At 46.1% G+C, this 12,832-nt stretch carries 7 protein-coding genes; 3 read left to right on the top strand and 4 right to left on the bottom strand.

Annotated features, from left to right (window positions below; all coding sequences use genetic code 11):
- The first annotated feature begins 107 nt into the window (after positions 1-107).
- Positions 108-467 (top strand): hypothetical protein, encoded by a 360-nt coding sequence (locus tag SJY39_RS08895; RefSeq protein WP_016790675.1) that lies wholly within the window; start codon positions 108-110, stop codon positions 465-467.
- 18 nt (positions 468-485) lie between these two features.
- Here the strand turns inward: SJY39_RS08895 and traI are convergent, their stop codons facing one another.
- Positions 486-6,263, bottom strand: a complete 5,778-nt coding sequence (gene traI / locus SJY39_RS08890) for a conjugative transfer relaxase/helicase TraI (protein ID WP_390241834.1) — start codon at positions 6,261-6,263, stop codon at positions 486-488.
- Between the two features lie 299 nt (positions 6,264-6,562).
- The gene (gene traD / locus SJY39_RS08885) at positions 6,563-8,650 is read right to left on the bottom strand and encodes a type IV conjugative transfer system coupling protein TraD (RefSeq protein WP_390241833.1); all 2,088 of its coding nucleotides are present in this window, start codon (positions 8,648-8,650) and stop codon (positions 6,563-6,565) included.
- 149 nt (positions 8,651-8,799) lie between these two features.
- Between traD and SJY39_RS08880 the strand changes: the two genes are divergently transcribed.
- Both SJY39_RS08880 and SJY39_RS08875 read left to right on the top strand, forming a co-directional pair.
- Entirely contained in the window at positions 8,800-9,396 is a 597-nt protein-coding gene (locus SJY39_RS08880; protein ID WP_390241831.1) for a DUF2913 family protein, read from the top strand.
- A gap of 179 nt (positions 9,397-9,575) precedes the next feature.
- Positions 9,576-9,983: an H-NS family nucleoid-associated regulatory protein gene (locus SJY39_RS08875; protein WP_390241829.1), complete on the top strand. Its 408-nt coding sequence runs from the start codon at positions 9,576-9,578 to the stop codon at positions 9,981-9,983.
- A gap of 397 nt (positions 9,984-10,380) precedes the next feature.
- Here SJY39_RS08875 and SJY39_RS08870 read toward each other — a convergent pair whose 3' ends face one another.
- The gene (locus tag SJY39_RS08870) at positions 10,381-11,670 is read right to left on the bottom strand and encodes a methyl-accepting chemotaxis protein (protein WP_390241827.1); all 1,290 of its coding nucleotides are present in this window, start codon (positions 11,668-11,670) and stop codon (positions 10,381-10,383) included.
- A gap of 575 nt (positions 11,671-12,245) precedes the next feature.
- A complete protein-coding gene (locus tag SJY39_RS08865) occupies positions 12,246-12,800 on the bottom strand; it encodes a hypothetical protein (protein WP_390241825.1) in 555 nt (184 codons plus the stop codon).
- Positions 12,801-12,832: the final 32 nt, after the last annotated feature.

Raw genomic sequence — 12,832 nt, 5'->3', positions numbered from 1 at the left:
GTTTTTTTGAAACTAAGTACAATGGGTTTACATTGAGAAATTATTGGATTTCATTGAGGTTTAAAGGTGGGCTTCATTGACATTCATTGAGGAGAAAAAGCTAAATTATGTCACGTTCTTACCCTTTACAAAGCTCCCTTCGAGGGAAGCTAGAGCAAGATTTTAAGAAATTCAGAGACAGAGAAAAGTTAAGTGATGCCGAGGCAACTCGTCAGCTTTTTACCTTGGCGTTGCGCATCAAACTGAATGACAGTGACGATGAGCGGCCGTCGAACCGTGAGTTGATGGAAGAAACGTATCGTAGAGTTAGGCAGGTACAAGGCGTGCTAAATTTAAATTTGGCACATAGCTTTGATGGGGAGGGATATTATAAGAATAAAGCGGATTCGATTGAGCAAAGAAAATCCAACACCGCTTTGGTTGATAAAAGTGTCGACGAGTATCTTGAAGGCGAAAAAAAAGGGTAGCCAGTGGCTACCCTTATATTATCGCTCTAACTCTCTGTCGATTTCTCTGTCTTCCCAATGGCTCTCTTTCTCTGAGTGATTCAATGCCATCTCTTGCTGAGGTGAATATTCTTTTGGTTCAAAGTGGTCGAGCGATTGGCTGTCGGTTTCTTTTTTCTCATTGTAGTTGAGGGTATCTAATTCGCTCTCTTGATGAGAAATATGTGGCTCACTTAATTCTACGTTATGTGCGCTGTTATCTCGCTCTAATTTGCCAATGCACGATTTAATGTCCTCTTTAAGATTATCGTCTGACATGAATTGAATGTCTCGTCCATTAAAGTTCTCGACGATTTTCTCAATGTTGTTCGGGTTTAAATCGTGGTTGCCGTGATTTAATACAATAATGATGTTCTGTCTCAGTTCATCGGTGGAGATGTTTTGAATGTCGTTCTTATGATTGACATTGATAATGTCAATCTGCCCTTGGGTTTGGTCTCGAATTAAAAACGAGTGTTCAATTGAGGTACTGATGATGGTGGTGTTTAAATTCTCTCCTTGATGGAATTGGGTTAATTGTTTGGACTTTGTGCCTAGGGTTCTTGGATTAATGTCTAGGGAGGTGTCTTTATTTCCTTGAGTGTCTAAATAGGTCACTTCAATGGCTTTAGTTTCACCTTCTTTATTGTGGATGTTGGTTAACATCGCAGGATGAAGAGATCTATCTTCGGATGAATAGACCGCTGGGTGGAACTTAACCTGGTTATTTTCAATGTTATTGACACCGAGCTTGTTTAAGTACGTTTGGGCCAGCGTGTTATCCATCGGTAAGCTTTGATTGATATAATCTTTAGCCCTTTCTTCAAACTGCGCAATATGCCTTGGGGTGGTGCTCAGTAATTTGTCGTGTTTATTGTTTTCCTCCAATTGATATTTATCTGGCTCATTGAGCATCTTGTGCGCTTCATTCATCGCGGCTTTATAATTCATTTCCTTATGACTCATGATTAGGTTAATCAATGCGCCTTTTTCGCCTGTGGTGTAGTCTTTAAAATACCCTCGATGCTCTCCAGTTAAGGTGACTTTAATCGCCGATTTACCAATGCCAAAGGTTAAATAATCCCGGTCTGATTTGGATTGATTCGGCTGGCCTAATAACTGAATGGCGAGGCTTTCGGTGTATTTGGGTAGTTGCGTATTGATGTGCTCCTTAAATGTGTTGTAGTCAAAGTCACCGCTTTTATTTTGGAATCGGACGTCCTCATGAGGGAGGGCATTACGGTTAAAGTAAGTGGTGTCTTTGGGTGGGATTTGGTTAAGGGTTTCTATCGCACTGGCTTTATGGCTCTCTTTAGAAAGCCAGCTTTTGACCAGTTGTTTGGTGTTGTCGGTATAGAGCCGAATGTGCTGACTGGCACGAGTCACATCGATACCGGCGCGTCTTAAGTTGGTCAGTGCGCCTTTGCTTTGTATCGCGCTAATGACGTGTTGATAGGTGGACCCTTGCGCCATGTCTGCGGTTCGACTGTAGGCGTAGTCCCAGTGCCCGTCTTTAAGCGCATTAGGGTTAAGGTTGAGTGTTTGTCCTGTCTTAGATTGAGCGATAACACGGTCTGTATTCGCTTGCGTGATGCGGTACTCCACGTTGGCTTTAATGCCGCGCTCTTTATCGGTAAAACGGGTGATGATTTTATCGCCGGTTGAAAGTGGCTTTTCTGACGTAGAGAACAGGGTGGTGAAACGGTGATCACGGTTACGCGGTAAGAACGGCCTTGTCTTACCTGTACTTGCGTCTTGAAGTGTTACTACGCCATGCTCAGAATCTACGTGAGTGATTGCCGCGAACTCACCGGGCTTGGTGCTCAGTATCAAGCCTTTTTGATACGGCATCATGGTGGTGAGCTCTTCCCCCGTCGCGCCGATTGAGCGTAGCCTCGTTGCGATGACGTTCTCTTTGCCTAATTCACTCTTTTTCATCAAACCGACACGGATGTGTTCGGTGATGGTGTCTCGCTCCTGGTTGGTGTACGCGATAATCAGTGTGTTGTCTCGCGTTTCGGGGGTGCGCTCTAAATAGTCTTTGGCGACCACATAAGGCAGCTTCTCTGTGGCGGTGAGCTGCGCTCTGCGTCGGTCTTTGTCGTTTTCATTCAGCGTAGAAATGACATGTTGACTGTTACCTTGAGTATCAGGGGCTTGCTGCTGGAGTTTATCCAGGGCGCTCTGTGGCTGCTTATCAATGGTGTTTTGCGCCGCATTAAGTAGATTATCGTTTTGCTGACGGATGATGTCGGTCATGTAAGCGGTATCGATGCGGCCTTGGCTTATGGCCAGCTCAAAGGGTTTGCCGGCACTGAGCGATAAAAGCTGCTCTTTATCGCCCAATTTGGCTGTTTTGGACTGACTGTCATTGACCAGCTTTGTGAACTCATCGGCTTGCTTGTTGCTGACCATGGAGCTTTCATCGAGAAAGAACAAGGTGTGTTGGTAGTCGCTGGCATCGCGGTTTCCTTGTCGGATGTCAGAGAGCAAACTTTCCAGGGTTTGCGCTTTCACGCCTTTGCTTTCGAGCTCTGCTACCGCTGCGTGTGTGGGCGCAAGACCGATGACACTTTGCTCTGGTTGCTGGCTGGCTTCTTTGACTAACTGGATAAGTTCAATGTTCGATTCAAGCATGGTGGACTTACCTGTACCGGCTAACCCTTGGATGGCCACAAAGCTGTCTTTGGTGGTTGAGATGAGGGTGATGGCGTCCTTTTGCCCTTGGGTTAGGCGAGGCTTGGTATCGAGAAAGTCTTGCACCTGCTTAGGCGTTGCAAAAGGTTGATGTTGGTCTTTACCCTCAGTGATATTTTGCAAGATGCGCTTTTCAGTCTCCAGCGCGGCTTGCGTCGTCCAGCGTGTGCCGTCACTGTACTCTGCAGAAAGGGTGTCGCTTCGCTTAGTCAGCTCTGTTTCAACCTGCTCTTTGGTAATAGAGCCACCGGCTTCTTCAAAGGCGTAACGCACCGCTTCCACCACTAAGGCTTTTTGGCTAAACGCCGCTTCTCGCTCTGAGAGGTGGTTCAGGGCAAAGCTGACCGCTTTTTCGATGAGTGGGGCGTTTTGCGATTTGGCCAGTGCTGACAGCGCCTGACTGACATCCTGCTTTAGTAAATCTTGGGTGGCGTCGTTTAGGTAGCGGTCGTTGACGTTTTGCGTCTGCAGTACACGCTCAATGGCTGACGGGGAGAGCTGCTCTTTTTCAAGTGCGCTTTGGGCTTTGTCTGGTTTGTCGGTGAAGATATCAAGGCGCTCTGTTTTTTCAGTCAGGTCGTTTATCAGGGGCTTAGATAGGGTAAACGCTTTGCCTGACAGCAAGGTATGGGCTTTTGGCTCAATATGGTGGGCGCCGTGAACGTAGTCGTATTGCAGCGGCGCGTCTTTTAGGCTCTCTAAGTTGACGCGCTGCGTTTCCCCTTTGCTCTCAAGCGTGAGGCTTTCTTTGTCAAGGTGAGTGACAAGGTAGCTTTGGTTCGCGTCCAAGCCAGCAGGGAAGTGTTTTCCTAGCGTTTGAAGGCGTTCGCCTTGGGCGATATTGAGACTTTGCGGTTTATTGATTTGCATCTTCATGTGCTTAAAGGCGCGACTGGACGGGTCAAAGGTGTGTGATTGTCCATCGCGTTTGCTGAGTGCGGTCATAGTGTTGCTCTCTTTGTCGATACTGGCGATGACAAAACTCTGAGGTTTGTTTTTCTCCCAATGGGTGAGTGTCATGCCGGGTTTGTAGTGTTGGACGAGGGGTTGTTGCGCTTTAGAGAGGTGGTGAGGGGTTTGAGTGAATAGGGTGGTTTCGTGTCTGGCGAGGGCGCCGGTATTTTTCAGTTGGCCCCGTATCGCTTCGGTTAACCGCCGCTGCTCGACGCTGGAAGTGGCAATCACTTGCGTGTTGGCTTTATCGGGGAGATCGGCGTACACCCGCGCTATCCTATAGGTATCATTGTCATGCAGTTTTACGTTGGTGTTGCTGGCTCGCTTGCCAACCCAAGAATGACTCTCCACATTGCCTTTTTGATACAGCGAGATAGCGTTATTGGCTTTAAATCCCTGACGGCTTGATACGCGGTTAAGCATCACCACTTTACTGCTCGATTGTTTGGCTTTATCGGTGAGGGCCAACAATTCATTGGCGCTCATCTTATTGGCGTCATCGATGAGCAAGACATCTTTATTGGTCAGCGGCGTATCGCTTTGCAATAAGCTGTGGGTGGTGTGGCGCTGCTCTGCTGAAAAGAGCTGACCGACCCAGGCGCTGAGAGTTTGGCTCTTGCGCTGGACGCTCTCCATGCCCTCAGTCTTGGCTTTCACGCTTTGAGAGACCAATTGGACACGTTTACCGCTGTGATTGCCTACATTGAGTAGCTGCTGCGCAATACCCTGTGATGAGCCGTGTACATTGACCACATGGAACTGTTTGGTGGAGTGGTACAGGTCGGTCAGTATACGCTGCTGGTTTTCAGGGATAGCGAGCTTGTTGAGCGTGTTCGATTCAACGTGGGTGCGCATGTGATGCGCCCGACCTTGGGTGCTGTCGATAAGCGCTTTCTCGTTATCAATTAAGCCTTTGGTGGTGTATTGCCCTTTTTGACTGAGTCCTATCAAGTCGCCTTGTTTAATCATTTCATCCGCGACTTTTTTGATATCAAGGGCGTTGAGTTGCACGCCGCCTTTGGTGAACTCTGAGGCGGTGAGTTCAATGATTTTTTCTAGGTGTAACGCGGTGCTGTATTGCCCTAGATGGTCAATGGCTCTGCTGATGGCGGCTTGGGTTTCACCAAGTGGTGGGGTGTTTTGCGCTTCTTTCACTTGTTGCGCCATGGTGACAAGCTCTGCGGGGTCATACCCTTGCTCTTTTACGGTGCTTTGCCACTGTTTGTTGAGGCTGTCACTGCTCTGGTAGGTTTTGCTTTTACGAGTATCGAGGGTTGCGACATCTCGCGCCGCGCGAGAGTCAAAGCCTAAATCGAGTGTGCGTTGGTCAATTTGTTGTTTGCGAGTGGACGACACATCAAGAATAGGCTGAGGGACACCGCTGATTTCGAACTGACCGTTGCCGACGCCTCGCGTGGAATAACCGAGGGTTTCTGCCTCTTTAGCTAATTGGCTCTGGTACAAGATCCCGTAGTATTTTTGGAAGTTGTAAATGCGCTCGCCAGTGCCGTTAATCACGCCCCCTTTTTGTTTTAGGCTGGATGCAAGCGTGCGAAGTTTTCCTTCTTGATCGCGCGTCATGTTAGCGGCTAGCGCGTGAGAGTGGACCTGTGGGTCGTTTTCACGGCTGGTCTTATGGCGCACGACTGCGAATATCATCGAGTCGGTGTTGTGAAACTCGCGTGCTCCCTCTTTGTTGATGGTAGTGAATTGTGCCACGTCTTTTTCTAGTTCTGTTAAGGCGAACTTCACTGCGTTATTGTGCGCTTCAATAAGTCGATGGTCGCCACTTACAAGCGCAAGAACGCTGACGGTTTTAGGTGCAGAAAAGGTCAGGTCGAAGCCCGATTTGTGTTTTTCTCGTTTCCCTTTAATGGTTTCACTACCTAGATTGCCAGAGAGCACCGATTCTAGGGTGGCTTGCTCTACGGGTTTACCCGCCAGTCCCGCTTCGATGGCCAGCTTGCCATGCCAGAAGGTGTTTTCTTCCTGGTCTTGCTCCTTGAGGTAGTCGTTATCGCCCGCGTCTTTTTCTAAAGAGACGTCAGGTAGGTCTTTGGGTTTTTCTTCGCTGAGGTAATATTTGGCAGCGCCAGAAGCGGATTTCAATGGGCTAATAGAAAGCATGAGTATTTTCCTTGTGCAACGCAATCGCCGCTAGCAGCAAAACTGAGCGGTGGTAATAACGGGAGACGGAATTACAAAGCCTTGCCATTGCAAGGATTTGAATAGTGATGATTCGAGATGATAAGGCTCTATGTACGTTTCTAGTGCACTATAACTAAATGTTTAGTGGTGACTAAGATTGAGTCAGTGCACTTTTTGACACGATGAATCTAGACAAACTCGATAACATGAAAATATCTAATAGACTTGGGATGCAATGACCTATTTCTGTCTTGTGTGGCTATCGACTATTTGGTGCGCTATTCAACCATATCGCCCGCTTCCATCTCTATTTCCGGCGAGATGGCTTGCTCTTCAATGGTGCGTTGCGCTTGCTCCTGGTACTCGTGATTGTCTTGAGCCTTTGACTCGACCATCGCTTGCACGGTGTCACTTTGCATCGCTTCTTTCATTTGGCTTGCCTCGTTGAGCATCTCTTCTTTTGAATCGAACTTGGCTTGTTGTAGGTCGAGAAGGGGTTGCTGCTCTTCTTTAGATAGGTGAAGGCTCGGTGCGACGCTTTCGTAGTAGGTGGCTTGGGCATAGGCCTCCTGCATAGGCTGTGACAATGTCACGCTACGTTTGTTGAAAGAAGGGCAGATGTCTTTCATGACATCGAACTCCAAATCCAGTTTAGTGATGAGATCGACACCTGGCGTGCGTAGGTAACACTGCAAATCATCCAAAGCTTGGATCTCACTCGGCGAGACCACCGGTCTTGTGACCGTTTGATGGCCCAATGACACGCCATCACGCAGCGTGTTCGCACCGTACGACACGTTTTCTTTAGAAATATCGACTTCTTGCTCCCCCAAGTCTTTGGAAGAGATTTGCGCCATTTGTGCGGAAGGAGCACGAAAGAAAAAGCGCGTGTTCAACAAATCAAACATCTCATCGGCGGCGTTCTTGCCATAGGTTTTCACCAACTGCGCGTACGATTGGATACCAATTAAGTAGCACCCGCCAAATTTTCGCACTTCGGCTATGATGGACCCCAATTCTGGCAGTTTGTGAAGGCTGGGCATTTCATCCATCAAGACCCAAATGCGGCGGTCTTCATCGGCTTCTAATCCTAAAATGGCGTTGGACGCGATAGCCAACCACATGGAGATGAGCGGCCTAAGTGACGCATGCTGCTGCGCGTTACTCGATAAGAACAAAAACCCGGTCTGCTTATCGTCTTGCACCCAGTCTGTAATAGAAAACTTCTTCTGCAGCGCTTGGTCTCGATGCTCATCATCAAGACCGTCTAAAAAACGCATGCTTTTCATGTAGGTGGCCAACACCGATTTGATGGAAATCGCGGTTTTCTTGATGTCCTTCGATGCCAGGGCGGCCGCCTCGGTGCCTTCAAGAAAATTACCCAACGCTTCAAGCTCACTGGTCAAAATTAAACTCAATAGGCGTGCGGTCGTCGCGGATTTATTGTCCTGGCTCATGCGAAAGGCGGTCGATGAAAAAATGGTGCGCGCTGAGTCAACCCAAAATGGATCACCATCGCCGTGTTGTGGGATGAGGGCCGCCGCCATGTTCTCAAAGTCAGGGGCGTCTTTCGCGTCGCACCACACGTCCCAATTCGCGCATCGAGCATCAAACGGATTCAATATGACGTCGGTCTCAGGGCGATAAAACTTACTGGTGAACACACACCCTTTGTCGTAAATGATGGCTTTGTCGCCACGCGCTCGTATCCATCGCACCAGTTTGCGGATCATCACTGATTTACCCGCGCCCGTGGTGCCATCGATGAGCAGATGTTGCACCTCAAACGATTGTTTGAGCAGCGCATGGCCATCAATCTTAAATTTAGAAATGGTGCCATCGCCATAACCGCGTTTACGGTTCACTTTAGCGCGCTTAATTTGCATCTTGGTTAAGACTTGTGGCTCAACCAGGCGAAAACCACGCACATGAAAGTCTTCACTCTGTTTCTCGCCTTGCTCTTTGAAAAAACGCTGCAGCAGATAAAAGATGAAGAATCCGACCAACATCGAAATGAGGTAATAGACTTGGAAGTTTCGCCACACCTCGGCGTGAATATCGAGAAGCACGACATTTTCAAGCTGAGACGCGAGCGTGGACTGGTAGCGCTCACCATCCCACACTGTGGTCACCAAGCTGTCTAATGGTTTGCCGAACTTAGCGTATAAAATGTTCCGCCAGTAATAGAACTCCCCCCAAAAGGCGTGACGCGGAGCTTGCCACAGTGTTAGTGCGAGGGTAGCCAATAACATCCCAAAACCAATGAACTTGATGAGGGTGTTGTTGACTTGAAAGAACATTCGAATGGAATGGAAGGTGACTTGGCCACCTCGGGTAAAATGGTTACTTTTCTTACGGGTACGCATCGTCGCTCCTTATTTAAGAGTTGGCGTTGAAGGTAAAGTGGTGAAATGAACGTGTTCACTGCCATTCAAAGGAAAGGCTGTGCTTACGCCATGATTTTCATTGGGGATTTGATACACTGTGCGACTGATTGGATAAACAGAGCGCTTTGATGAGTCAAAATTTAAAACACTACCTAGCTCTGGATGAGCTGGTTACCCATTCACTGCTGACGCTCTATTGCACTATGAGTCAGCAAGGCGGGTTTTGGACGGTCAAGAAACGCAATGCCTTCTTGGTGAAATACCTCAAACCGAAAGTAAAGCAGGCTCAATTCTCTGTGTGCAAAAACGACCTAAAAACCATGCTCAGTATTGGTCGCCAAACCAGAGGCAATCTTGAGCAAAAGTTGTGGACGGTTAATCAACTGAACCTTGAGTATCAGGCTCGATTGTCACAGGCGGATGAACTCTATCTCATGCTGACAGACCTCAATGAGCAGCACCAATTTCCTTCCGAGATCGACCATCCCGACAAAGCGAGCGAGGAGGAGATCTTGTACATGACCCAGTCAGAAATTGAAGAAGGGTTTGATAAAGACAATAACCAAATCAACCCCTTGGTGATGACTGTCAAAACGACGCGCCTCAAAGCGCTGATTGAGGCCGTGCAAGCCCAAGGTGTCTATCGCGTAGAAATCGAGCATGTGGATGATCATGAAGTGATTCACTTACTCTTGCATCGCATTTCCTCCCCCAAAAGTGAGTGATAAGCGCGTTGTTGGACAATGACCTCTTTATTTCTCCCCCTCTGTGCCATCTCAGCTTTTATATGAGACCCAGTTAACAAAGCATCACTACTTTCAAATGAATTTTGACACACACTTCGACAAGCATTATATATGCAGCCGCTTAGTCATATAAAAACTCAACAATAAATAGGCTTAACATGAACCCAATGATTAAAACATTACTGAACATTCGCACTTTGCGAGCATTCTCTCGAGAATTAACTTTTGAGCAGCTTGAAGACGCACTGGATAAATTAACAACCGTGTATCTGGAACGCCAGGAAAGCGAAGAAGCTGAACGTGAAGCGCGCGCAGAAAAAGAGGCCAAAGTGGCTGAAATGGCAAAACAAATGTCAGAGAGTGGAATAGGGGTAGAGGACTTACTGGCCGCGCTCTCTGGACAGCCAAAAACAAAAAAAATTCGTCAATCAAGACCCGCGAAATACCAATACACTGATGAGAGCGGCACTGAAAAAACATGGACAGGGCAAGGTCGCACACCTTCGGTCATTCAAACGAAATTAGATGCGGGTCAATCCATTGATGATTTTTTGATTAAGCGCTAGTTTCTTTTACTCAAACAATGGCCTACTTATCATAGCCAGGCCTGTAGGGCTTATTTATCACGAGAGATAAGCCCACAATGACCCAATATTTCGACGAGAATGCTACCTTACTGAAGTCAGAGACGGTATTTATAAGGGCTGAATGTTGAAGACTGTTTCTTAGGCCATCTCTTATTGCGTCATGTTACTTGGTAATTAAGGTACGACAGAATCGCTTGGTGATCACACTTGAAGCCAATCATCTGAAACACGTTTTTGGACAAAAATGTGCCAGCGCTTTCTCTAAATTAGCAAACCATCAATAACTACAGGTATGGCAAATTTACTTGTGAAGTGCTAATGCGATGAGTAGCATCGCACTAGCAAAGGTATTTGTATAGGTGCGCACTAAGTGACGTTACGTTAAATTGGACATATTTTTAGCTACATCCTCTGCACCTCTCTGTATCTCATCTATCACAGAAGATACGGAGTAAAGTTGTTCATTTGTATCTATTGAAGATACTCTAATTTTCCCCATTGATTCGGAGATTTGATTCGTCAGCATGACATTCTCAGAGACAACTCGACTTATCTCACCCGTTGATCCAGATGTCTTGGAAGCTAAAACCCTAACCTCATCAGCCACAACAGCAAAACCACGTCCATATTCACCAGCTCTTGCTGCTTCTATTGCTGCATTTAAAGCTAGTAAGTTCGTTTGATCAGCAATGCTGCCAATAACTTGGACTATATTTTCAATTTTAGTTGAGAGTTCATTGAGCTTATTTATTAGTTCTACGGAGCTTTCCACTTGTTGAACCACACCTAATGATTGTTCTTGAGCTTGGTTTATTGACCCCTTACCATCAGTTGCTACTTGTTCAGTTTCAACGGCTGTCGTGTAAGCAATCGATATGGCATCTTTTGAAGCCTCCTCTTGAAGAACATCATGCGTAATATCAGTAGCGAACTTAACCACTTTATACACTTCATTTTTATCATTGAATATTGGGTTGTAAGATGCCTGTATCCAAATCCTGTCGCCTAGCTTTGATTTTCTTAAAAAACGCCCACTAAATGCTCGCCCACCTTGCAAGTCTCTCCAAAAACTAGGATTTTCTTGGTAGAACTCATCAAAACAAAACATTTTATGATGCTTGCTCATGACTTCATCGCTTGAATAACCTAAAGCATTCAGGAATGCTTCATTTGCATTTAGAACTTCTCCAGAAGTTGAAAATGTGATTACTGCAAACGTTCGATCTAATGCACTTAGTAAATCACCATCTTCAATGCTCCTTACATGTTGCTCGGTAACATCATAAGCAACCTTAGCCACTTTTATAACTTTACCTTCAGAGAATATCGGGAAATAAGCCGCCTCAAGGAATATTTCTTTTCCAAATTTATCAAGTCGGGCGAAAACTCCACCCTGTTTTTTTCCTGAAGCTAAACCGACCCAAAATTGTGAGTATTGTGGTGATGACACTATTTTTTCTGAACAAAATAGAGAGTGATGCTTGCCTATGATTTCTTGCTTTTGGTATCCAACACAGGATAAAAACAAATCACTGGCATTTAAAACTTCCCCTTTAGGCGTAAACTCAATGACAGAAAGAGAATCGTACAGCGAATCAATAAAATCTTGATTAATATCTATTTCTTGTTCTATTTTTTTTCTTTTTAAAAAACACAAATCACCCATAACCATTTCTTTTCATCACTTAATGGTAAATGTATTAACACAATAGTTCCACCAAAGATATCAGACCAAAACACATATAACTCTTATGTCAATCCCATTTTAAAATGTCCTCTTTTCTCCCAAATAGAAATGTCACCTTTGGGAGAAAAGAATCAAGGGTAGTGGGTTACTTGGTATGACTTGCTTTGAACTAACAACTGCACTCTGATACCTATTTTTCGTACTTTATGAGCTTTGGGTTTCAGATTAGTTATGTTTAGTCAAAACCCATCCGACCGAGAGAGTGGCTTTTTTGGCGAAACTAACAATGGGGCATAAATCGTTTAGAGCCGATGATCTAACTCTTGCGTTCCACATGCCCTGATATTGCGCAAAAACGATCAATCTTTATTGGAATCGACAACGACGGTATCTTGCATTGGTTTTATCCAAGCGTAATCAAGCAAGCTTGGCGCCTCGTCAGTCGCCTAACTTCGGTGCCAGTGGCGGGGGGAAGAATATCTTCGTTGTTATCACCCATGAAAAAGGCACGCCGTGTGACGTGCCTTTTTAGAGTGTGGTTGAAGTTAAGGAAGCTAGTAGTTAAAGCCCACTAAACGGTGCGATTGCGGCACTTGGTCGTAACACGGGTATTTGGTTTGTAAGCCATACATAATCAAACCTGTTGTATAACTAAACGCAGCAACACCATCAAACTCATCGAAAGCTTTTGGATCGTGTTTTAAATCTCTTTCTAATGCCTCCCAAATGATGTTCTCTATGAACTCGGTCGGGTTTGTCGCGTTGTAACTGACTGTCTTCAAGCTGCCGCCTGCTGGACAAAACCACGGCACCACATTGGTCTGGATTTGTTGGTTAATACTGCCGATGTGCGCGGCCTGCATTCCCCATAAAAACGCTTTGAGCTTAGCGTGCTGTTCGGTGCCAGGTTGGTCAAGGTAGCGGATGAAATAAGAAAGGTTGTCGACCTGTTCCATCTTCTCTTGCTTATATTCTGATAAGTCATCCGATTGGTATTTGGTGTTCAGTTTTTCGATAAGCTGCTCTAACGCGGGGCTTTTGTGCCACGGCTGCGCCATAGCCGGTAGGCTCACCAACACACTGAGTAAACCACCTATTATCCATTTCATATGTCACTCCAACCCTCACTAATATAGGCACC

This window comes from Vibrio sp. R78045, from assembly GCF_042466085.1.
Taxonomy (GTDB): domain Bacteria; phylum Pseudomonadota; class Gammaproteobacteria; order Enterobacterales; family Vibrionaceae; genus Vibrio; species Vibrio cyclitrophicus.
The sequence above is the reverse complement of the archived record's forward strand: the minus strand, read 5'-3'. Positions and strand labels throughout refer to the sequence as shown.